Annotated in this window: 19 protein-coding genes and 1 pseudogene; 1 reads left to right on the forward strand and 19 read right to left on the reverse strand. The window is 68.8% G+C overall.

What is annotated here, in order from left to right; translation table 11 throughout:
- Positions 1-86 precede the first annotated feature (86 nt).
- From ACIQLL_RS04335 to dnaB, 13 genes are all read right to left on the reverse strand, one after another.
- On the reverse strand, positions 87-1,142 hold the full coding sequence (locus tag ACIQLL_RS04335; RefSeq protein WP_402463718.1) for a hypothetical protein: 1,056 nt from the start codon (positions 1,140-1,142) through the stop codon (positions 87-89).
- On the reverse strand, positions 1,132-2,808 hold the full coding sequence (locus ACIQLL_RS04340; RefSeq protein ID WP_402463720.1) for an N-6 DNA methylase: 1,677 nt from the start codon (positions 2,806-2,808) through the stop codon (positions 1,132-1,134). The genes ACIQLL_RS04335 and ACIQLL_RS04340 overlap by 11 nt, the downstream gene beginning before the upstream one ends.
- A 179-nt stretch (positions 2,809-2,987) precedes the next feature.
- On the reverse strand, positions 2,988-3,110 hold the full coding sequence (locus ACIQLL_RS04345; RefSeq protein ID WP_402464648.1) for a hypothetical protein: 123 nt from the start codon (positions 3,108-3,110) through the stop codon (positions 2,988-2,990).
- 218 nt (positions 3,111-3,328) lie between these two features.
- Entirely contained in the window at positions 3,329-3,826 is a 498-nt protein-coding gene (locus ACIQLL_RS04350) for a WhiB family transcriptional regulator (RefSeq protein ID WP_402463722.1), read from the reverse strand.
- Between the two features lie 41 nt (positions 3,827-3,867).
- Positions 3,868-4,377, reverse strand: coding sequence for a hypothetical protein (locus tag ACIQLL_RS04355; RefSeq protein ID WP_402463724.1), 510 nt, complete (start codon positions 4,375-4,377; stop codon positions 3,868-3,870).
- On the reverse strand, positions 4,374-4,751 hold the full coding sequence (locus tag ACIQLL_RS04360; protein WP_402463726.1) for a hypothetical protein: 378 nt from the start codon (positions 4,749-4,751) through the stop codon (positions 4,374-4,376). Before ACIQLL_RS04360 ends, ACIQLL_RS04355 begins: the two co-directional genes overlap by 4 nt.
- Entirely contained in the window at positions 4,748-6,370 is a 1,623-nt protein-coding gene (locus tag ACIQLL_RS04365) for a TniQ family protein (protein ID WP_402463728.1), read from the reverse strand. The genes ACIQLL_RS04360 and ACIQLL_RS04365 overlap by 4 nt, the downstream gene beginning before the upstream one ends.
- The gene (locus ACIQLL_RS04370; RefSeq protein WP_402463730.1) at positions 6,367-7,854 is read right to left on the reverse strand and encodes a TniQ family protein; all 1,488 of its coding nucleotides are present in this window, start codon (positions 7,852-7,854) and stop codon (positions 6,367-6,369) included. Before ACIQLL_RS04370 ends, ACIQLL_RS04365 begins: the two co-directional genes overlap by 4 nt.
- Positions 7,851-8,945, reverse strand: coding sequence for a TniB family NTP-binding protein (locus ACIQLL_RS04375; RefSeq protein WP_402463732.1), 1,095 nt, complete (start codon positions 8,943-8,945; stop codon positions 7,851-7,853). Before ACIQLL_RS04375 ends, ACIQLL_RS04370 begins: the two co-directional genes overlap by 4 nt.
- Positions 8,942-11,167 carry a hypothetical protein gene (locus tag ACIQLL_RS04380; protein ID WP_402463734.1) on the reverse strand — a complete coding sequence of 742 codons (2,226 nt, stop codon included), beginning with the start codon at positions 11,165-11,167 and terminating at the stop codon, positions 8,942-8,944. The genes ACIQLL_RS04375 and ACIQLL_RS04380 overlap by 4 nt, the downstream gene beginning before the upstream one ends.
- Positions 11,160-11,900, reverse strand: a complete 741-nt coding sequence (locus ACIQLL_RS04385; RefSeq protein ID WP_402463736.1) for a TnsA-like heteromeric transposase endonuclease subunit — start codon at positions 11,898-11,900, stop codon at positions 11,160-11,162. Before ACIQLL_RS04385 ends, ACIQLL_RS04380 begins: the two co-directional genes overlap by 8 nt.
- 668 nt (positions 11,901-12,568) lie before the next feature.
- Positions 12,569-13,258 carry a histidine phosphatase family protein gene (locus ACIQLL_RS04390; RefSeq protein WP_402463738.1) on the reverse strand — a complete coding sequence of 230 codons (690 nt, stop codon included), beginning with the start codon at positions 13,256-13,258 and terminating at the stop codon, positions 12,569-12,571.
- Positions 13,259-13,857: 599 nt separating this feature from the next.
- A complete protein-coding gene (gene dnaB, locus ACIQLL_RS04395) occupies positions 13,858-15,222 on the reverse strand; it encodes a replicative DNA helicase (RefSeq protein WP_402463740.1) in 1,365 nt (454 codons plus the stop codon).
- Between the two features lie 295 nt (positions 15,223-15,517).
- Here dnaB and ACIQLL_RS04400 point away from each other — a divergent pair.
- Positions 15,518-16,839: pseudogene (locus tag ACIQLL_RS04400) on the forward strand (MATE family efflux transporter).
- A 93-nt stretch (positions 16,840-16,932) separates the two neighbouring features.
- Here the strand turns inward: ACIQLL_RS04400 and ACIQLL_RS04405 are convergent.
- From ACIQLL_RS04405 to ACIQLL_RS04430, 6 genes are all read right to left on the reverse strand, one after another.
- Complete coding sequence (locus ACIQLL_RS04405) at positions 16,933-17,883, reverse strand: hypothetical protein (RefSeq protein ID WP_402463742.1); 951 nt, start codon at positions 17,881-17,883, stop codon at positions 16,933-16,935.
- A 206-nt stretch (positions 17,884-18,089) separates the two neighbouring features.
- Positions 18,090-18,539, reverse strand: coding sequence for a 50S ribosomal protein L9 (rplI, locus tag ACIQLL_RS04410; protein WP_402463744.1), 450 nt, complete (start codon positions 18,537-18,539; stop codon positions 18,090-18,092).
- 18 nt (positions 18,540-18,557) lie between these two features.
- Positions 18,558-18,794, reverse strand: a complete 237-nt coding sequence (rpsR, locus tag ACIQLL_RS04415; protein WP_402463746.1) for a 30S ribosomal protein S18 — start codon at positions 18,792-18,794, stop codon at positions 18,558-18,560.
- Between the two features lie 66 nt (positions 18,795-18,860).
- Entirely contained in the window at positions 18,861-19,406 is a 546-nt protein-coding gene (locus ACIQLL_RS04420) for a single-stranded DNA-binding protein (RefSeq protein ID WP_402463748.1), read from the reverse strand.
- A 117-nt stretch (positions 19,407-19,523) separates the two neighbouring features.
- Positions 19,524-19,814, reverse strand: a complete 291-nt coding sequence (gene rpsF, locus ACIQLL_RS04425; protein WP_402463750.1) for a 30S ribosomal protein S6 — start codon at positions 19,812-19,814, stop codon at positions 19,524-19,526.
- A gap of 174 nt (positions 19,815-19,988) precedes the next feature.
- Positions 19,989-22,646 (reverse strand): transglycosylase domain-containing protein, encoded by a 2,658-nt coding sequence (locus tag ACIQLL_RS04430; protein ID WP_402463752.1) that lies wholly within the window; start codon positions 22,644-22,646, stop codon positions 19,989-19,991.
- Positions 22,647-22,699: the final 53 nt, after the last annotated feature.

Genomic DNA, 22,699 nt, shown 5'->3' on the forward strand with positions numbered 1-22,699 from the left:
CGTGTCCAGCCACGGTCCTCCCAGATCTGGATCCGCAAATCGAGTGGAGCCACTGCCCGCCGCCAGCGCGCAGCTGGCCTGCCGTGCTATGTCGACCTGTTCGGCGTCATTGCTTCGCGGCGCTGGCGTCGTGCCTCCACGTGCATGTTGACCGGAGTCGTGTCGAGAACGTGGTTGACCATCGTCGCCAGGAAGCGGGCAGGAGAGAGGTTCGGCGGTGTGCGGTCGTGGTCGATGCGCACTGCGGGTAATTGCGCCAGCGTCATGGAGACCTCTACCGCACTGACGTCGACGGGTTCGTCCTCGTCCTCGCTCTCTTCTTCCAGCCCAGCGGCGGCCAGACGGTCCTCGTCGTCCCCGCCGTCGTCCGGCACGGGAGCGACTCCAGGGCCGTACTCCATGAGGACGACGCATGTGGCGTGATAGGCATCGTCTTCCCTGCCGAGCTTTGCGAGGAGGTCCAGGAGCCAGTCGGCGGTATCGCCCTCCTTGTCGAAGACGTCGTTGCGTAGGCCGAAGGCGAACCCGAGGGCTGCGAGGGGGTGCCGCAGTCGGAGGTTCTTTGCGTCGCCGTAGGACTCTTCGACCCGGTTGGGTGCGTTCTTGCCGTAGGACGAGTCCATGCGTTTGGTCGAGATCATTAGCTCGGGGCCGGTGATCCAGTCGGCCATGATGACGTCGACCTGCTTGCGGTAGTTCTTGCCCAGGATGCTGGCGCTCGAGGCTGTCACGTCTCGCACGTTGCCTTCCTTGGTTAGCCGCTCCAGCAACTCCTTGGACTGCTTCTTCGGCAGCGCCTTCAGCAGCGCTGAGATCGTGCTCGGCAGGATGCGTGGGTGCTCCGCCCTCGGCCACACCGAGTCGGGCTCAAACCCGGCGCGGCGCAGTTCATATGCGAGCCAGACGTCGAGCGCCAGTGCCGGCACTCCCGTCGTTGTCGCGGCCTTGAGATGGAGCGGCACGCCCAGCAGTCGCTCCAGAGTTGCGTAGTCGGGCTCGTACTGGAGCGCGCCCTCAGCGTCTCGGCACCACGGGTTGCGGTACCTGCGTTCGTCGTTCAGTCCATCCGCCACGATGCGGTCGAAGAGTGGCCAGGCGAGCACCTTGGCCGACGGCTTCTTGGGCTTGTTCTCATCGGACACTCTGGGATCTCACCGTTCGTCTTCGGGCGAGCTCTGCCCGCGCCTGTCGTACCTGTTCAAGCTGGGCACCACGCACCTTGCGGGGGTTGACCAGCAACGCCTTGTCGACGATCGCGACTGCTTCCAGGAGCTTGCCCGCCCTGAGCTTGTGCGTGACCGTCATGCGGATCGCTCGCAGCGCCTTCGCGCGTGCCGCGACGAGTTTCGGCGAGGGCATCGCCCAGCCGTCAGCCTCCCGGGGTTCGATCTTCAGAATCCCTCCGCCGTAGGCCCGGCCGACCATCTCCGCGTTGAGCAGAGTCAGCGAGTTGAGGCTCGCCAACGGCAGCAACTCTCGCCCGAGTTCACGGTGCTGTTCGGCCAAGTAGACGCCGTGCACCGAATTGAGGTGGCGCGCACGGGCCTCGTTCGTCGTCAACCGTGGAGTGTCCGCATTCATGCAGGTCAGTAGCAGATCCGCTGGCGGCACAAGTGGCACCCGGTACCAGGGCTTGCGGACCCGGCACTTGTAGGCGTTGTCCACGCCAGTCTTGTGGCCTGCGTCGATGTAGGCCTGCGCCCTCGGCGACGGATCCTCACCCGGGTAGAACAAGTAGGTGGCCTTGCCCTTCGCGCCGAGCCTGCCGAGCATGCCCGCTGACAACGTCAGGCCACGCAGATGCGAGCTACCGGGGGGTGACAGTCGCAGGAGCTCGCCACGGGAGAGTCCGAGCTCGTCGACCTTGGCGGGCGAGAGCGTGAAGAAGTGGTTAGCCCCGGTCACCATGCCCAGGGTCGTCTCTCCCCACGTCTGCAGGCTCGTGAACGACCCGTCGTCCATGAGTGCGCGAAGAGGCGCGATGGCCGCAGGCGGCACCAAAGAGCCGGTCCACTTGCCGGCGGGGTCGAGTGGCGCCCACGGCTGCCCGTCGGCGAGGGTCGCCAAATCCGATGCGTTGCCGGCCTGACGGATGACCGCATGGTCGGTCGGTCCGTGCCGGTAGCCGTTGGCCAGAAGCAGCACCACATCAGCCTCTGCTTCGGGAAACACCTGCGAGTCGAACAGAACCAGCTCGACACTTGCGAAGCGGTCGAAGAGAAACCTGCGCACCGGTGCGGCGTAGTTGACGCTCAGCAGCTCAGCCGGCAGTACCAGCCCGAGGCGGCCACCGTCCTGGAGGAACTGCGCACTATGGATCGTGAAGGCAGCCCACGACGAAGCCAACCCCGTCAGCGTCACGCCGGCACGTAGAGCCGCAGCGCGAGACTTGGTCCGAGCTTCGCCCGTCCACCCCTGATAGCGCACGTACGGCGGGTTGCCGATCACGGCCGCATACGTAGGCGTCGGATCAACCTCGAAGAAGTCCTTGACCGTGACGTGTGCACGACCGCCCACGTCACGTACGCGCTGACGACCCACTTGGGCCGAGTAGTCATGGATCTCAACGCCGTGCACTTCAGGCACGACATCGGGGTCCGGTGAGAGCTTGCGCAACTTCTCTACTGCCGCAGTCAGGAAGGCTGCGTCACCCGCAGACGGCTCCAGCACCCGGTCGTCAGCCGACGTGATCGCCCACTCCGCGATGAACGCCGTGATCTCATCAGGCGTGAAGAACGCCCCCCGCGCCTTGCGCGCGTCAGGCGTGTCATCAGGAGCCAGAGCGAGGGAGGCAGCACGGGAGACCACGTGCCCATCATGGCGTACGACACCGACGCGCCCGACAAGACATGCGGGACCGTGAGCTGCTTGTACCGGTACCGCAACCCCAGAGCGCTCTTGCTGTGCCAAGATGGCGGGGCGGGCCGTGCTACCAACGCGACCCGCCCTCGGTGGCTTACTTCAGCCACCCACGTGAGATGGCAACCTCACTTGCGCCGCTCCGAGACCGTGGTCTTGGGGTGGCGCTTTGCCGTTCCGGCCTTCACGTATCGACCGGTGATGGCGCTGCGGTGGCTCTTCGAGCTGCGGGCCTTCGTCATGGTGATCACCTCCTCTTGCCTCCGTGAACTGGCCACCGCTCTGGTGGCTCACGACAAGTCTAGGACCGAGCAGCGCGAAAATCTCAGGCGTGTAACTACTACATATGGTTGTCCACAGTCGGATCGCCCCCTAGATGTGGTGTTCTGTCGGGATCGAACGACAATGTCCACAGGGCTATCCACAGGGAGCCCGCGTGTCGTCCACATGTTCGAGTAGGGCCCAACGTTCACGTACCCGTGCCGGCACGGAGCCTCCGGTAGAGGTCGAGGCGTCGGGCTCGCCAGAGTCGGCGGTAGAACTGGCCTCTCCGGCCGGTGTATCCGAGGGCATGGAGGGTGTCGGTGTAGGTCGCGCCGTCGTCGACGGCCTGGGTGACGGCCATCATGAAGGTGGTCTTCGACATGGCGGGCTGTCTCGATGGTGCCGGCGGGCGGTGGTGGGTACGGCGTCGTACATGGCGGAGGCGGTTTCGTTGTCGTGCCGTCAGGCCGCCGCGCATCTCGGTGGCGATGACGTAGCGGGAGTCCTCGGTCTGCAGTGCCTCACGCAGGCAGTCGGCGATGACCGGGCAGTCGGTGCAGACTTCCCGTTGGCCGTCGCGGTCCGCAGCCTCGTCTCGGGCGAGGAATCGCGGGTCGTCGGCGCACGCGGCGTGGTGGTGCCATCCGCGTTGGATCGGTGCCGGTGGGCCGAGGACGAGTTCGGCCCACAGCGCCGCGGTCAAGCTCTGAGTCGGCCGAGACGGGTGCGGGCTGGGTGCGGTGATCATTGCGCCGTCAGGAAGTTTCGGGCGATGTCCAGGTCATCGACGGTGAGGCCGGTGGTCACTGGCGGCCGCAGGAGGAGGCATGCCGGGCCGTAGGAGTTCGAAAGCTCACGTCGGTGGGTAGCGGTGATGTCGTCGTCGATCCACGCGAAACGTCGCCCTTCGGGCACACAGCGGCGGATGCTGGCGAGCTTCGGCGACACCGCTGGGGGCCGGTCCCGGTCGAGCGTGTCGAGGAGCGGGAAGTCGGCCAGGCCGAGTGTAGGTGCGACGTGGGTGCGGGCGTCGTTGCCCCAGCTGGTCAGCCATCGCAGGTCGATGACGCCGTCGAGGTGGATGTCGTTGAGGACCTCGACGACGGCGGGGCGGTAGAGCATGCGGTAGCCACCGACGCGGGCGAGCTGAAGCCCGCCGCGGGTTTGGGTGCCGTAGGGGCTGATGGCGCCGTCGAGGTCCAGGATGAGCAGTGGCCTGTCGTCGTCTGCACGGGCGTTGTCGCCCTGCCTCACAGTGCGGCTCCTGGATCGGCTGGTTCCGACACTGCAGTGGTCCGGCTTGCTGGACGGGATCCTCGAGGGCGTCGGGGTGGCCGAAGCCGTGGGTGGAGCTGTAGCGAGCGGTACCGCCCGGTGGTGTAGAGGATCTCGGCGCGGCGCAGGATGATGATCGCGGGCTCGAGCTGCTTGCGGGTCCAGCCCATGTGGTCGCCCAGCTCGCGCCAGGTGGGCCCGCGGCGGTAGCTGCGCCGGTAGGTGGCGACGAACTTCACGGCCCGGCGGGCGACCTCTTCGCGGATGTGGCCGTCGTCGTTGAGGACGAGCTTCTCCCCCGGCGTCTCGGGCTGGTCTGGCGGGTTCGGGTCGGAGTTGGCGGGTTCGCTCATAGGTTCTCCTCACGGTGGGTGCGATGGGCGACGTCGACGAGCGCCGTGGTGGCTGGGCGCCGCAGGGACGCTGCGAACTGGCGGTACAGGGCGCGCTGGTAGCGGTCGGGCGCGGTGGTCCATCCCGGGCTGGCGGCGGACAGAGCGTGGGCCCAGTGCTCCCAGAGCCAGGTGACGGCGTATCGGTGGGACGTGTGGCGGGTGCCGGGGCGATGCTCGGTGCACCAGTCGTCGAACCACGCCCGTCGAGTGGTGAGCCGGCCGACAGTGGCTGCTCGCGCGGTGTAGTCGACGTCGAGGCGGTTCGTGATTGCGTCCAGCGCCTCGATGAGCTGGGTGGCGTCGAGGTGGGTGCGGGCGCTGATGGCGCGGGCCGTCCGGGTGCCGATCTCGGGGTCGAGGCCGAGCAGGGTGGCGGCGTCGGCCCAGGTGGTGGCCCCGGCGCGGCGGGCCAGACACAGTGACAGGAAGAGGCGTGGGGTGTACTCGCGGGTGGTGAAGAGGGTCGCGGCGTGGTCGCGGTACAGGTCGTTCGGCAGGACCTGGGGTATCCAGCGGGCGTCGAGGTGGCGTGGCCGGGCGGCCAGGGCGTGGCTGGTGCGGCGGTGGGGGGCGAGGGCTGCCATGACCAGGCGGGTCAGGCCGGGGGTCATCCGGGTGTGGTCGGCGAGCCAGCCGAGACGGGACTCTGGCCCGGACGGTGCGAGTCCGAGCCAGGGGTGGAGGCGGTCGCAGGCAGCGTCGAGGTCGCCGGTGGTGAGGATGTGGTCCGCGCACGTCAGGACCGTGGACCGGAGTGCGGCGGCGGCCGGTGGGTGCAGGTGCCATCGCGTCGCAGGTTCGGTCGCGGGGCGGACTTCGCCAGCCCAGTCGGCGAGGGTCTCGGCGCCGGGCTGCCTGGCGAGATGGAGCAGCAGGACTGCCAGGGCGCGGGTGTCGGTCAGGTACTGCCGGCCGGGTGTCGGGCTGCCGAACATGGCGACCGGCTCCCCGGCCAGTGCCCGGTCGTGGCGGTGCTGGCGTTCGATGGCGTCGTCGGGAGCGGCCTGCGCGGCGAGGGCGGTGACGTCTTGCTCGCACGTGTCGCGGTGGCCGATGGGGTTGAGGCAGTGCACGCCTGGTGCGGCGCGCAGGGCAGTGTGCGGGTGGTCGAGGAAGCGGCGTCGGCAGTTCGGGCAGGCGTCGATCAGGTAGTTGCCGTGTCGGGCGCAGACGGTGGTGGTAGCCAGGCGCCAGGCGAGGTTCCAGGCGCCGTCGGTGACCAGGCATCGGGGGCACGCGGTGGTGCCGGTGGCGCTGATCCAGCCGCGGACCGCGACGCGACGCCAGGTGGACCACCGGTGAGTGTCGAGGCCGTGCAGGTCGAGGGCGCCGGTGCCGTCGAAGCGCTGCAGCGTCGCCCGTCGCGTTCGCTCCGGTCGACTGGTGGTGAGGTCGGTGATGGCTGTCGTGGTCGCTGCGTCGAGCAGGACGGGCAGGAAGCGGGTGGTGCCACCGCCGTCTCGCAGCAGCGTGCACAGTGCGGAGCTGGTCAGGCTGTTGTCGCTGGCCAGGTGTTCGAGCCAGTCGTCGATCGGTTGGTGCGGACCGGGTCCGTAGCGCACGGGCAGGGGTGTCATGCGCCCTCCCGGAGCACCGTGGGGCTCAGGGGTAGCGGGCAGCTCTCGGTCGCGCCGGTCTCGGTGATCTGCGTCAGGTGGTCGAGTGCCGCATCGCGCAGGGCAAGCCGTTGTTCCGGGTCGAGCCGGGCATCGGTCTCGACGGCCAGATCCGTCTCGGCGCGCGTGCTGGCGGGACCGTGGGTGAGCATCACCCAGACCCAGGCGCGCAACGCGTGGTCGCCCAGGTCAAGACCGGGGGCTGCGTTCCGCAGACGTCCGAGCAGATGGTGGGACGCGGCGAGGTACTGGCGGCGCTCGGCGTAGTCGATCAGGCCGTCGTCGACGAGGGCGCGCACCTGGTCGCTGATGGCCTGCGCGAGGCCGGGACGGATCCCTCGGTCTTCGGCGACCCACCGGGAGAACGGCATCCGGTATCGGCCACCCGGTACTTTCAGGACACCGTTGCGGTCACCGTCGAGCACGTGGCGGGTGACGCGGGCGAGCTCGGTACGCAGCGGCCACTGCCCCGGGGATGGGGCGAAGCGCTCGTCAGGCAGCAGGACCCAGTCGGGGACGTGTCGAGGCTGCAGGCCGTGCGCCATCGCGAGTTGCCGCAGTTCGGACCGCAGCCTCGTGAGCGTCTGGAGTGAGGGCCGCTCGGGTCGCTCAGCCGTGAGCCGTTCGGTGATCGGCGGCTTGGGGAGCAGGCGATACCAGCGGTCCTCGAGACTGCGCACCTCAGCGTCGGGGTGAGTGCGGATACGGTCCCAGCCGTCGTGGACGAGGCGTTCCGCGCGGGCGGGTGACTCGATGGCGCGCCAGGCCTCGAGCACCACGACCGCCGCCCGCGCCGGCTGTGTGGGGGGCCGGCAGGTCCAGGTGCGATGGGCGAGGGTCCCTCGGCGCAGCTCGTGCTCCCACCCAGCAAGGCGTGGCCAGTGTTCGTCGCTGGTGACCGCGATCAGGCTGGTCAGTTCGTACAGGCGGCGTAGGGTGCCGTCCGAACGGCGAGAACTTCGTAGCTTGTCGAGGTGGGCGGTGATGCGGCGCTGTGTTGCGACGGCGCGCTCGTCCGGTGGCGCAGCCAGAGGTCGGTCGACGTCGTCGTGGACCCGCAGCAGTGCGGGACAGCGTGTGCACAGAGGGTGCAGGGCGAGCTGCCAGTCCCGGTCGTAGATGCCCGTCGCTGGGGTGCAGCGTGGGCAGGACCAACGCACGGCGGGCAGCCGCCAGGTGCGGTGCGTGGCCGCGAGCCGGTGGCGCCGTCCGATGGCGCCCGTGGGGTAGGCGTCCAGTGTCATCGGGGCCAGTTCGCGTGCGGGGACCGCGACGGCGCGGCTGAGCCTGTCGACGACGGTGGCATCGACATGCTCGCGGGCGATGGTCGCCGCGCGTAGTCCGAATGCGCGCGGTGAGATGTTGTTCGCGACGGCGGTGCGTTCCAGCAGCGAGGTGAGGTGCTCTCCGGTGGCGTGTTGGGGTCGCATCGGCAGCAGGTTCATCGCGCCGCCTGCTTCGCCGCCGACTTCTTGGCGTTCTTCGCCATGGCCTGGGCGACCTGTTCCTTGTGCCGCTGTTCGGCCATCGCGTGCCGCTTCGCGCGCTCCTTGAGGTCGGCGTTCTCGAGATGATCGACCGTGATGGTCCACCGATCGTCCTCGGCGGCGGCTCGTGCGGCACGGCGCACGAGCTCGGCGACGTCGCCGACGTAGCCCTGGGTGCGTCGCCAGATCCTCGGTGCGTGCTGGCCGGCGAGGAGACCGGGCTGAGCGCGTGGCAGGTAGGGCAGGATGCGCTGCTCGATGCCGTAGAGGAAGTGCTGCCACTGACTTCGCTCAGTAGCGGTGTCGATTCCCATTGGTCCGATGGGCACGTAGCGCAGGCGGGCGCCGATCTGCGGGTCCTCGAGGATGGGGTGGCCGTCGAGCTGGGCGCCGACCAGGATCATCGTGCCGTCGCGTTCACCGAGCTCGGTGTTGATGTGCTTGATGTGGTCCAGCACGTCGTGGCCCTGCATGGGTCGGGTGTTGAGCAGGTGTGCGTCGTCGATGATCAGCAGGCGGATGCGGTGCCGGTCCAGGGCGTCGGCAACGCGCAGGTTCATCGACCGGATGGTGCCGCTGACCGGGTAGCCGAGGTACTCCAGGATCGCCGTGTTGAACTCCTTGATGTTGGCTGCAGAGGCCAGGTTCACCCACACCAGGGGCACGTGATGCGCATGCACTCCGGGTCTCGGCTCCCACACCGGGATCTGAGGTGAGTCGATCGCCTCGCCGACGGCTTCCCGATACAGGCGGATGGCCCACTGGCGTACCAGGGTCGACTTGCCCACCCCGTACTCGGCATCGACGGCGAAGATCTCCTTGGCGCCGTGGCCGAGGACCTCGTTGTCCTCGACGCACTCGGTGAGCATCTGGTGCAGCCGGTGCTGCTGGGGCCAGTCGAACTGCAGGCTCGTCATCCACAGCCGCTGCGCACGGAGCACGCGCATTCGTGCCGCGGGGCTCATCGCCCGCAGCTCCTCCAGCGTGTGGATCCCCGGCTGCGGGTACGGCTCCTCGCGGGCATGGCTGTGCCACAGCTCGGCCTTCATGCGTCGTCCCGTGGTGGTTCGAACGGCCAGGAGTCCGCCCAGATCGAGTACTCGCCCTCGTCGGCCTGCCCGGGAGGCGGCGCGCCGGGCTGCTGGCGTCCCTCGGCGGCCTCCACGGCATCGGCCACCGTCATCGCCACCGCGGCCTCGGTGTGGTCGCGGGTCGCGGCGTCGTGCCGCAGGCGCGCCGCGCCGATGCGTTTGCGCCAGTCCTTGGGCACCACTCCGTCGAGCAGGCTGCCGAGCTCAGCGATGATCTCGTCCTCGGCCGCCGTGCGGCGCAGCCGCGGAGTCGATCGACGTGCGATCTTGCCTCGCAGTTCACGCACCAGTGTCTGCGTCAGGGGTGCGTCGATCAGGTGGCTCTTGCGCCATGGCACCTCCACGATGTGCCCGGTGTCCGGGTGCCGGAACCAGACCCGGCTCATGTCGTGCGGGTCGTAGTGGAACGGCATCGCGGCATCCTTGGCGCGGAACATCCCGACCGGGACGTTGCGCAGACCGTCGAGCCCTCGGCAGTCGTAGGTCAGGTCCTCGAACTCCACGCCCGTGCTCTTCACACTCCCCCACCGCACCGGCAGGAAGTCGTAGATCATGTCCGGGCGCTGCGGCACATGCAGGCGGCCGGTGAGCTTGAGCATCGCGTCGAACATCTCCACCGGGCACATGTCGATCGCCTCCATGCCCGGCATACGCAGCCCGCTGTGCGGAGTGCGGTGGTAGTCCAGCACGATCCAGCGGCGCAAGAACTTCTCCAGCTCCTGCGCCGTCAGCAACGGCTCGTCCCGATGCGCCTGAGGTGTGCCAACGATGCGGCCCCGCTCGGCGACGTTGCGGCCCTTGTAGCCCGGCAGCTGCTGCAGGCCGCGCTGCAACGTCTCGTGGTACCGCTCCAAGATGCCGTTGTCGACCGGCCGGCGCGTGCGCGACAGCGGCAGATCTATGCCGAAGCGATTCAGCAGGTCGCGGAAGACCTGCGAGACGAAGATCGATCCGTGATCGGCCCGGACAGCCGAAGGCTGTACCCCCGGGATCACGTGCGTGCCCTGCAAGCTCCGGGCCGTGTGCAGGCGCCGGCACGTGCGCGGGCAGGACACCTCCACGCCCGAGCAGTCGTCGTCGGCTGCCGGCTCGTCGGCATAGAACTCGATCTGCTCCGGGACGCCGGCCCAGGCCCAGTCCGACACGCTCGTGCCCTCGACCACCTGGGAGAACGGCCGCATCACGTCGTACAGCAGCATCGCCGCGTCATGGGAGTCAGCACTCATCGGCACCACCCGCAGCGCCAGGATCATCCGCGTCGCCACGTCCATCGCCGAGATGATCTCCACACTGCACGAGCCGCCCCGCGTCGGGCACCACACCATCGCATCCGAGCGCGTGACATCAATCGCGACCATCTGGCCCGGCAAGATCGCCGGGTACGACTCCACACCGGCGACGCCACGCAGCTTGTTGGACCGCTGCGCCCTGGTCGTCTTGCCGCGGCTGCGCTTCAGGTGACTGACGTAGCGTCCTGCGGCCCGCTCGGGCGGACGAATATCAAGCCCCGACTCCTTCAGCCGGGCCTTGACCCGGCGATGGATCTCACCCAGGTTGACCGTCGAAAGGTCACCGTCGAGTTCGGCCACCACATCCGATGCCGCTAACCGCCACTCCAACGGGATCGTCGCGAACACCTCCACCTGCTTGCTCCGGCGCCCGTCCACGAGACCCAGCAGGCCGCCGTCCTGCCACTTGCTCATCCATAGGTGCAGGCTCCGAGAGGTGATCGCGGCCGGAGTGTTTGACGAGCGGGAGGTTCGTGCCTCATGACTGAGTCGTTCGGCCATGCGCGCGCACCGTTGTGAGAGCGTCGCCCCGAGCGCCGGATCGAAGAGGTCCGACGGTTCGCCGGGAAGCGCGAGCTCGGCATGTCCATGCCTGTACCCGGTAGCGATCTCCTGCACGATCCCGAGCCGCTGCAGTGTCTCCGTACGGGCTTCGTCGTCGAGCCGGTTCCACACCTCGGCGAGGCTGCGCAGCGCGGGAGGATCGCTCGCCGTCGGCTCACCGCCGTCGATGGGCTGCGCGGTGCGCAGATCCGGCCACTCGACGAAGGACACCGCGCCACGGACGTCCTTCAGCTCGACGCCGGCGCGATCGACGTGGACGACGACGGCGGTGCCGTCGTCGGTCAAGACCATGGACCCCGCCGAGAGCTCGCCGCGGTTCTCACGCATCGGAGCCGTCCCCCAGCGTGATCGGTGAGTCCCCCGTGATCGGCACGTCCAGATCGACAATCAGGTAGCCCGTCCAGACCAGGTGCCACAGCATCGCGATCGTGTGCCCGTCACCGTCGTCGAGGGCCAGGACGTCCCCGACCTTGGCCCCAGCGCGCACCGCATTCGCGACATGGCGGGTGACCTGCGAATGCGGCCAACGAGGCAGCCTGCGGTGCGAGGCGAGCCACAGCATGTTCAAGCGCCGAGCCGTCGGCTGGGTACCGAACACGTCGTAGCCCCAACCGACGGCCGCGCACGCCGACCTCGTCAGCGCAACGATCCGATGGAACTCCTCGTCCTGGCGGTCATCCGGGCGCACATCCCACAGCACGACGGTGCCATCGCCATGCTCCGCCAGCAGGTCCACCACGTGCTTCGAGCCGTCGTCGAACTCGAGCTTCACCGGCTGGGCGACGATCCACTCCACCTCCGGGTCCCGGTCCAGGCGACGAGCGGCCTCGTACTCCAAGGACGACTCGATCAGAAGCGTCGTGCCGGTCGTCTGGCACGCCATCCGCACCGGGGTGTGCCGCGACATCGCATCGGCCGTCGGCCGGCGCACATGTCGCAGAAAACGCACCGGAGGTGGGCCCACCGACCAGTCCCACGTCGCCTCACCCTCGATCTGGAACTTCCACGTCGCCGTCATCGCGCGACCCTCCTGCCGGCCACCGGGCAGCGCGAGCAGCATGGCAAGAAGCCGCGCGTACTCCATGTACGGCGGGGACCACGCCCTCTAGACTGGCCATCGACGGCCCTTCGTCTTCCTTGGACACATCAGAGCCGTCACCGGGGTGTCGCTGTTACAGCAGCGGCACCCCTCTTTGCGTTCTCACGCAGGCTCTACCACCACCATGGTGGTCCTCCCGAGCGTAGACCTGATCGAGCAAGAGTGGAAGAGTTACGTGCGCAGGCGGATGCGGCACCCGTCTCTTGTATGGCTCAACCTTGCTGATATGTTCAGTCTAACGGGGTAGTTTCGTGTTCCCGATGTCACCTTGTTAGCTGTGGCCAGGGACGATGCCCGGCAAGACTCGAGAACAACGGGGCCCAGATGATCGATGACGAAGAACTCCGGAAGCCTCTGCGGTGCATGGACCCCACCTGCGCCAACCTCTGCGAGCTCCCTGCAACCGGGCGGCCAGGAGCTTTCTGCAGTTCGGCGTGCAGGTATCGGTATCACCGACGGCGATCGTCCCTGCTTGAGCAGATTGAGGTCACCGAGGAGGCGATCCTCAAGGCGTCCAAGTGGGACCGGCCCTTGCTCCAGCGACGACGCACGGCGCTGCGCTTCCATCTCTTCCGCTATCCCGAGATTCCCACCGTGAACGGCGGAACTCGGTAGCCGCCGCGGCAAGGTCAGCCGACGAGGTGCGCGGTCTCCCCCACCGCCGTCACGGCTCGGTTGTGGAAGAAGGGGTCCTCGCGCAGCGTCGTGATGCTCCCCGAGCAGACAGGAAAGGCCACGTGGCCGGCTGCCTCGATCGGCATCCCGATCCACGCGGCGACGACGAACGTCGCCGCGTAGCCGTGGGTCACGACCACCAAGTCGTCCACATCGCGGGCCAGGACGTCGGTCATCGCCTCGTAGACCCGGCACGCCACCTCCAAGCGTGTCTCGGCGCCGTCGACTCCCTCGTGATGGCGCAGCCGATCGCCAACGGCCGGAGGCGGGACGAACCGTTCATCCAACCAGGACTGCGCACGGCCACCGGCGACGCCGTACGACTTCTCCCGCAGACGCCCGTCGAGGTCCGGTTCGACACCCAGGACGTCACCGATCACCGCTGCGGTCTGGGCGGTCCGGCGAAGATCCGACGAGATCACCGCACGGCTGCCCTCGACGCCGACCCTTCCCGCTAGGACCGCAGCGATCCGTTCCGCGTCGTCGCGGCCCTCCGCTGTCAGCTCCGAGTCGAACTGACCACCGACCACCCCGTCGACGTGATGCGCCGCCTCCGGATGCGTCACCACAAGGACGGTGCGCGCACGCGCAGGCACAACACCGGGAACCGGCGGCACTGGAAAGGACGAGGCAGAGTCAGCCATCGCAGGATCCTTGCACAGCCGCACGCCCCGGCCTGGAGTCAACTCACTGCATCAACGCCAACACGACTCACAGCACGCGCACGTCGACACACGACGGACGAAGCGCGAGGACCTTCGAGCACGTTGCCGAGATGACCGATCTAACGACCCCGGGTGGAGGTTTCGATCGATTTCAGAGGGGGCTACGCTGGCGATCGACCGACGGAGTCGCAGCGGAGCCAGCGTAGCCCCCTCTGAGATCCCCTGATCTTCCTGTTGCGTTGTCACAACGAGCCCTCGTGAACCGCCACCCGATCAGCCCTCGCTCCATACATCACGCCACGTGGGCCAGGGCCGCCGAACTCGGGGGCGAAGTCCGCGTGGCCCACGCTCGCCCACGCCCTCGCGGAAACCTAGTCAAGCCAGCAGCCTGAGCCCGGCCAGCGATCGCGCGCCTTCGATGCCGAGGATCGATCCGGCTGCACGTCAAGACTTCCCACACCAGCCACGAGGACGACCGAGACAGTCCTGGAACGGTCACACCCGAGTCAAGAGGCGACCATGTTACATAGGTGAGGGTTTGTGAAATCTAGGCTGCACGTCGACATTTCCGCAAGTAGTCAGACCTGCATGTCGACGAACCGTGAATAGTGGCCCTGGAACGCCACGGTGATCGTATCTGTCGGGCCATTACGGTGCTTTGCGACAATCAAGTCAGCTTCACCCGCCCGAGGAGATTCTTTCTCGTAAGCATCTTCGCGATGCAGAAGAATGACCATGTCAGCATCTTGTTCGATAGAACCCGACTCGCGAAGGTCCGACATCGCGGGCTTCTTATCCTGCCGCTGTTCCGGACCACGGTTCAGCTGCGACAGCGCGATGACCGGGACCTCGATCTCCTTCGCGAGCAGCTTGAGCGCACGGGAGAACTCGGAGACCTCCTGCTGGCGCGACTCGACCTTCTTTCCGGACGTCATGAGCTGGAGGTAGTCGATGACGACGAGCTGCAGATCGTGCTTCTGCTTGAGCCGCCGGCACTTCGCCCGGATCTCGGTGAGCGACATGTTCGGCGAGTCGTCGATGAACAGCGGCGCCTCGGACACCTTGCCCATGATCTTCGCGAGCTTCTGCCAGTCCTCGTCGCCCATCGAACCGTTGCGCAGCTTCTGCAGGTGGACCCGCCCCTCGGCGGCCAGCAGGCGCATCGTGATCTCGTTCCGGCTCATCTCGAGCGAGAAGACGACGGACGTCTTCTGGTGCTTGATCGACGCCGACCGCGCGATGTCGATGGCCAGGGTCGACTTGCCCATGGCGGGGCGCGCCGCCACGACGATCATCTGTCCCGGGTGCAGTCCGTTGGTGAGCCGGTCGAGGTCCGCGAACCCGGTCGGCACGCCGACCATGCCCTCGCCGCGGTTGCCCGCCGCCTCGATCTCGTCCATCGTGCCGCCGATGATGTCGGCGAGCGGCGCGTAGTCCTCCGACGTCTTGCGCTCGGTGACGGCGTAGATCTCGGCCTGCGCGTTGTTGACGACGGCCTCGACCTCGCCGCCGTCCGTGGCGTACCCGAGCTGGACGATCTTGGTGCCGGCCTCCACGAGCCGCCGCAGCACGGCCCGCTCCTGCACGATCCGGGCGTAGTACCCGGCGTTGGCGGCCGTCGGCACCCCGGCCATGAGGTCGTGGATGTAGGAGGCGCCGCCGATCCGGCCGATCTCGCCGCGCTTGGTGAGCTCCGCGACGACGGTGATCGCGTCGGCGGGCTCCCCGCGGCCGTAGAGGTCGATGATCGCGTCGTAGATCGCCTCGTGCGCCGGGCGGTAGAAGTCGACACCACGGATCTGCTCGACGACGTCGGCGATCGCGTCCTTGGACAGCAGCATGCCGCCGAGCACACTCATCTCGGCATCGATGTCCTGCGGCGGGGTGCGGTCGAACGCGGGAGTCGATGCTCCGTACCCCGCCTCGAGCTCCTCGATCGACATGCGTCCCCCTCTCCGGTTCCCACCGGAGTCCTCGCCCTGTCCGGGCTGTTCCCGCCGGTCGTCAGGGCTCTGTTCTACCGTGCCCCACCGACACTCCGGATGACGCTAGGCGCGCCATGGACCGACCGCAACGCAGCCTGTGGACGAAGGTGTGGACCAGGGTGTGGAAGACTGCCGACATCCTGTGCACAGCCGGTGGACAACGCTGTGCACAACTGGGGAAATCTCCTGTGTACAAGTCGAGAAGTCGGTCTGACCTGGGGTGACGTCGTCCGCAGGCTGTGGAGGAAAAGAAATGCGTGAGGTGCGTCGCCTCGACCGCGAGATCCTCGCGCTCGCCTGGCCGGCCCTCGGCGCCCTCGTCGCCGAGCCGCTGTTCGTGCTCGTCGACAGCGCCGTCGTCGGGCACCTCGGTACCGCCCAGCTCGCCGGCCTCTCCCTCGCCTCCACCCTCCTGGTGACCCTCGTCGGGCTGTGCGTCTTCCTCGCCTACGCCACCACCGCCGCCGTCGCCCGCCGCCTCGGCGCCGGGGCCGAGCGCGAGGCCCTCCAGTCCGGCGTCGACGGCATGTGGCTCGCCCTCCTCCTCGGCGTGGTCCTCGCCGCCGCGCTGTTCCTCGCCGCACCCTGGGCCGTGGTCGCGATGGGAGCGTCCGACGACGTCGCCACGCACGCCGTCACCTACCTCCGGTGGTCCGCACCCGGCCTGCCCGGCATGCTGCTCGTGCTCGCGAGCACCGGCGTCCTGCGCGGCCTGCAGGACACGCGCACCCCGCTGTGGGTCGCCTCCTGTGGCGCTGTGCTCAACGCCGTCGGCTCGGTCGGCCTGGTCTACGGCGCCGGGATGGGGATCGCCGGGTCCGCCCTGGCGACGACGACGGCGCAGCTGCTGATGGCCGCCGTGCTCGCCGCCGTCGTGGTCACCGGGGCGCGCCACCGTGGCGCCTCGCTGCGTCCGCACCGGGCGGGGATCTGGGCCAACGCTGTCGCCGGCGCCCCCCTGTTCGTCCGCACCGTCTCGCTCCGCCTGGCGATCCTGCTGACCGTCTGGACGGCGACGTCGCTCGGTGCCGTCGCACTGGCCGGCCACCAGGTGGTCAACAGCCTGTGGGGGCTCGCGGCGTTCGCCCTCGACGCCCTCGCGATCGCCGCGCAGGCGCTGGTCGGGTTCGGCCTGGGCACCGGCGACGTCGCGCGCGTGCGGGCCGTGCTGCGGCGCTGCCTGCGGTGGGGCGTCGGCGCGGGGTGGCGATCGGCGTCGTCCTGGCGGCCGCGGGGTGGTGGATCGCTCCCCTGTTCTCCCCCGACCCGGACGTGCGGGTGGCGATCACCCTCGGACTGGTCGTGACCGGCCTGCTCATGCCGATGGCCGGGTGGGTGTTCGTGCTCGACGGGGTGCTCATCGGCGCCGGCGACGGCCGCTACCTGGCGTGGGCCGGCATGCTGACCCTCGTGCTGTACGCGCCGTGCGCCCTGGCGGTGCGCACCTGGGCCCCGGACGGTGCGGTCGGCCTCGCGTGGTTGTGGACGGCGTTCGCCGGGGTGTTCATGCTGGCCCGTGCACTGACCACCGGGCTGCGGGCGCGGGGTGAGCGCTGGATGGTCACCGGCGTCTGATTCCAAGATTCGATCGGCAGTCCCGGCTTCGATCGGCACCTCCGGAGTGCCGATCGAGACCCGGAGTGCCGAGCGAGGTTCGCAAGCCACCGGTCAGCGAGGCCGAGCCAGCAGCGGATCTCGCCGCGCGCCACGCCGCACCTCGGGAGGAAACCGCGCCACCAGCCGGTCCGCCACCGACTGCGGGTCCCGCGCGTCCATCGAGGTCACGCGCAGCAGCCGGACGCCTGTCGCCTCGGTGATCGCGTCCTCGCGGCGCTTCTCGGCGATGCGGGCCGCATCCGGATCGTGGTCGGGGCCCAGCGCGCCGCGGCGGTACTTCACCAGGCCGTCGAACTCGACGAGCACCTGGTGCTCCGGCCAGCCGAGGTCGACGCGGAAGCTCCCCAGTCGGGTCCGCACCGGGTGCTGCGTCCGGGGCCGCGGGAGGCCGGCCCACCAGCCGACGTATCGCAGCCACGACTCCCACGCGCTCTCGGCTCCGGCGTCGGCGAGCTCGAGCACGCGGCTCCCTCGAGCGCCTCCCCGGTATCGGGACTCGACGAGGCGGCGCGTCGCCTCCAGGTCCAGCCCGGATCGCAGTGCCGCGTCGGCGATCACCAGTCCGTCGAGCGCGGGCAGCGTCGTCACGCAGTCGGCGACGGTGCGCTCCAGGGTGGTCACGGGCAGTCCGAGGGCCAGGTCCCGGTGGTGGTCCGCGACCGGGAGGACGTGACGTCGCAGGTCTCGCGCTGCGCGGGAGGAGGCGCGATAGTGCTGCGTCAGATGCACCGGGTCCGGGAGCCGCCACACGGGCAGCCCGAGCAGCACCGCGGCGGTGTCGTGGCTGAACCAGTGCGGTCGTCGCAGCTGGGCGTGCGCCGCACGGGCCCTGTCGACGTGCCGCCGTCGGGCGGACGACCACCGGTCGGTGGACGAGACGCCGGCGTCCGGCACCCGGCGGTAGGCGCCCCGACGGAGGCGCTCGACCTCGCCCCGGCGCTCGGCGGATCGCAGCATGGAACGGGCGTGGTCGCCGGCGAGGAGGATCTCGGACTCGGACATCCCGAGAGCATGACCGCAGGGCCGGCCGGCTCGCTGGCGTCATCCACAGGCGGCTGTCTCGCTCGGCACTCCCGGCTTCGTTCGGCACTCCGGGACTGCCGAACGAAGCCGGGAGTGCCGAGCGAAGCCGCGGAGGAGCACAGCAGAAAGCCCCGGCCCCGCTCGCGATGCGAACGGGACCGGGGCCCTCACGTCACGACGGGCGTTCAGCCCGCGACGACGTCCAGCTCGATCTTGGCCGACACCTCGGGGTGCAGGCGGATCGACACGGTGTGCTCACCGATCGCCTTGATCGGCTGACCGATCTCGATCTTGCGCTTGTCGACCGACGGGCCGCCGGCGGCCGAGACGGCCTGGGCGATGTCCGCCGTGGTGACCGCACCGAAGAGACGGCCGGACTCGCCGGCGTGCGCCTCCACCGTGTAGGTCCGCGACTGGATCGACTCGGCCGCGGCCTGAGCGTCCTCGCGCGTGGCGATCTCGCGGGACTTGCGAGCCTTGCGGATCGCGGAGACCTGCGACTCGGCACCCTTGGTCCACGGGGTGGCCAGCGAGCGCGGGATGAGGAAGTTACGGGCGTACCCGTCCTTGACCTCGACCACGTCGCCGGGCTCACCGAGACCGGTCACCTCGTGGGTCAGGATCAGCTTTGCCATGATCTGGATCCTTTCCGGTCAGCGGGCCGACGACGAGTACGGCAGGAGTGCCATCTCGCGGGCGTTCTTGACGGCCTTGGCGATCTGGCGCTGCTCCTGGACGGAGACGCCGGTGACCCGACGCGCGCGGATCTTGCCGCGGTCGGAGATGAACTTCCGCAGCAGGGCGGTGTCCTTGTAGTCGACCGACTCGACCTTCGCGGTCTTGAGCGGGTTCGCCTTCTTCTTGGGCTTGCGCACCACAGGCTTGGCCATGGTGAGTGCTCCTAACTCAGGGGTGCCCCACGCAGGGGCACGGGTGATCGTGGATGTGGACGACGATCAGAACGGGGGCTCGTCCGAGAACCCGCCGCCGGACGACGCCGGGCCTGCCGTGGCCCAGGGGTCGTTCTGCTGACCGCCGCCGGAGGAACCGAATCCACCGCCGCCACCTTGGGACTGGCCGCCGGCGTTGCCGCCGTAGCCACCGCCCCCACCGAATCCGCCACCGCCGCCACCGCTGCGCTGGGCACGAGTGACCTTCGCCGAGGCGAACCTCAGCGACGGGCCGATCTCGTCGACCTGCAGCTCGACGACGGTGCGCTTCTCACCCTCGCGGGTCTCGAACGAACGCTGCTGAAGACGGCCCTGCGCGATGACGCGCATGCCCTTCGTCAGCGACTCGGCCACGTTCTCCGCGGCCTCGCGCCAGATGGAGCAGCGCAGGAAGAGCGCCTCTCCGTCCTTCCACTCGTTCGACTGCCGGTCGAACGTGCGGGGGGTGGACGCGATCGTGAAGTTGGCAACGGCAGCACCCGACGGGGTGAAGCGCAGCTCCGGGTCCGCAGTCAGGTTTCCGACCACCGTGATGACGGTCTCACCAGCCATGCCAAGCTCCTTCGTTCGTCCGCGAGATTCGGCTGTACTCGATGTTCAGGTGGCATCCCATCACGGGGCACCGACAGGTGCCCAGCCGGGATGCGGAGTGTCTCGGTCCAGCGGGTCTCAGCGAGCGTCGGCGCGCAGGATCTTGGTCCGCAGCACGCCCTCGTTGAGGCCGAGCTGGCGGTCCAGCTCCTTCGCGGTGTCCGGCGTCGACGTGAAGTTGACGACGGCGTAGATGCCCTCGGAGCGCTTGTCGATGTCGTACGCCATGCGGCGACGACCCCAGATGTCCGTGTTCTCGACGGAACCGCCCTCGGTCGTGATGACCTTCAGCAGCTTCTCGAGCGACGGGGCAACGGTGCGCTCCTCGACCTCCGGGTCCAGGATCACCATCAGTTCATACTGACGCATGTGTTCAACCCACCTCCTCTGGTCTCAGCGGCCACGGTCGTTCCGTGGCAGGAGGGTTCTTGCGTGCGTCGGCCGTGACGCCGCCCTCCCGAGGGGGACGACGGCGGTACGGCCAGTCGACCAGGATACCCGCTCAGGGCGTCCCGGACGAAGTGCGGTGACGGGTGGCGTCGGTCACCCGCCACTCCCGTTACCGGTGCCGCTGCCGTTGGAGACCACCATCGTCACCGTGGAACCGGCCTCGACGGAGGATCCGCCACCGGGGTCGGTGGACAGCACCTGGCCGCGCGGCTGGTCGCTGTCCTGCTCGGAGACGGACACGTCCAGCCCGGCCGCACGGATCTGGGCCTCGGCGGCCACGCGCTGCTGACCCTCCACGGACGGCACCGTCGTCGTCTCGGGCTCCGGCTCCTGCGTCTCCTCGGGCCCCGAGGACAGCACCAACGTGACCGTCGATCCCGGCTCGACCTCGGTCCCGGCGCCCGGGTCCATGCCGATCACCTCACCGGCCGGCCGGTCGCTGCTCTGCTCGGTGAAGCTCACGCTCAGGCCGACCCGGCGGAGCTGCTGCTCGGCCGCGGTCCGGGACTGACCCGTCACGTCCGGCACCGCCACGCCCTGTTCCTCCTCGGTCTGGCCCGTGGAGACCCACAGCGTGATGGTCGACCCTGCGGGCACCTTCGCGCCCGCGTTGGAGGCGTTGACGACGGTGCCCTTGGCAGCCTCGTCGTCGGTGGCCTGGGTCGAGACCTTCAGACCCATGCCCTCGAGCAGGGTGGTGGCCTGCGCCACGTCCATCCCCACGAGGTTGCCCGGCACCTCCACCCACTCCGGGGTGGACTCGCTCGGGGTCGGCGACGGCGAGAAGGTGGGCCGCGGCGGCGTGTAGTCCGGGAACTCCGCGATGTCCTTGCCCTCGAGGGCGACCTGCATGAAGTCGGTCCACGCCTCGGCGGGCCACGTGGAGCCGGTGATCTCCGGGTATCCCCCGAAGGTGTCGATCGCTTCCTTCCCGCCGAGGATGCCCTCCTTCAGGTCGACGTTCGCGTACTGGCGCACGTTGACCACCGTGGCGAGCTGCGGGGTGAACCCGGCGAACCACGCCGTCTCGTTGTCGTTGGCGGTACCCGTCTTGCCCGCGACGGGGCGCCGGGTGCCGTCGGGACCGGTGAGCTCCAGGGCGGCCCGGCCGGAACCCTCTTCGACGACCTGCGTCATCGCGTACGTCGCCGCGTTGATGACGTCGGTCTCGAACCGCTTGTCCGGAGCGGTGTCGGGCTCGTAGCGGACGGTGCCGTCCATGTGCTCGACGCGGTCGACGACGTGCGGCGTGACGTAGTTGCCGCCGTCGGCGATGGTCGCGTACGCCGAGGCGAGGTCGACCGGGTAGACCGACGCCGTGCCGAGCACGTTGCTGTTGTTGGCCGTGATCTCCGTGGAGTCACGGATCCCGAGCCGGTGCGCCACCTCGACCGTCTTCTGCGGCCCGACCTCCATGTTCAGCGCGGCGTACGCGGTGTTCACCGAGTGCGCCGTCGCCTGGACGAGGTCGATCGAGCTGCCGAGGCTCTCCCCGCCGAAGTTGTTGACCTCCCAGTCCACGCCGTCGTCGGCGTCCGGGAAGACCTTCGGCGAGTTCCCGTCGAACGTCTCGGTGAGCTGGTGCCCCTCCTCGAGCGCTCCGATGAGCGTGAACGGCTTGAACGTCGAACCGGCCTGGACGACGTCCTGGGTCGCGGTGTTCAGCGACTGCTTGATGTAGTCCGGGCCGCCGTACAGCGCCCACACGGCGCCGTCGTGGGGGTTGATGGACACGATGGACGGCCGGATCTTCTTGTTCGCGTCGTCCGGCATGTCCTTGACGATCTGCGCCGCGGTGCGCTGCAGCTTCGGCTTGATCGTGGTGTAGATCTGCAGGCCGCGGGACTCCAGGTCCTCCTCGGTGAACCCGTGGGCCAGGAGCTCCTTCTTGACCGCAGCCATGATGTAGCCCTTCTGGCCACCGAGGCTGTTGCTCGAGGTGTCCTTGGCCACGAACTTCGGGAACTTCGCCGAGGTCGCCTCCTCGGTCGTGATGTAGCCCTGGTCCGCCATCCGCGTGAGGCTCCGCTCCCAGCGGTCCTTGGCGATGTCCTTGTTGACCGAGGGGTCGTAGTTCACCGGTGAGGGGATGATCCCCGAGAGCAGCGCGGCCTCGGAGTAGGTGAGGTCGGCGGCGTCCTTGTCGAAGTACGCCGTCGCGGCGGCCTGCACGCCGTAGGCGCCCCGACCGAAGTAGATCGTGTTGAGGTAGCGCTCGAGCACGAGCTCCTTGGGCTGCTGGCGACCGATCTTCAGCGCGATGATCGCTTCCTTGGCCTTGCCCACCAGGTCGGTGGTGGTGCCCAGGTAGTACCGCTCCACGTACTGCTGGGTGAGCGTGGAGCCGCCCTGGGTGCCCCCCGAGCTCGTCAGGTTGTTCCACACCGCGCGCACCAGCCCCTTGGCGTCGACGCCCGGGTCCTCCCAGAAGGTGGCGTTCTCCGAGGCCACGACGGCGTCCCCGACGTAGGAGGGCAGGTCCTCGTAGTCGACCAGCTCACGTTTGATCGACGAGTAGGAGCCGATCTCCTTGCCGTTGCCGTAGTAGACGGTGGTCGCCTGGTGGTCGACGTCGTCGAGGTCGTCCGGGATCGCCGTGGACGTCCATGCGGCGAAGAAGACGCCGGTCCCGAGGGCGATGCAGGCCAGCCCGCAGCCCACGACGATGCGCCACGAGGGCAGCCAGCGGTGCACGATGCCCTTGCCCCGGCGGGGGTAGTTCCAGAAGCGACGCCTGCGCGTGATCGCCACGTCCAACCTTTCGCTGTGCGGTGCCCTCGGTCCCGAGGTATGCCCCACTCGGC

The sequence above is a fragment of the Isoptericola aurantiacus genome (assembly GCF_044769875.1).
In the GTDB taxonomy this organism is placed as follows: Bacteria; Actinomycetota; Actinomycetes; order Actinomycetales; family Cellulomonadaceae; genus Isoptericola; species Isoptericola aurantiacus.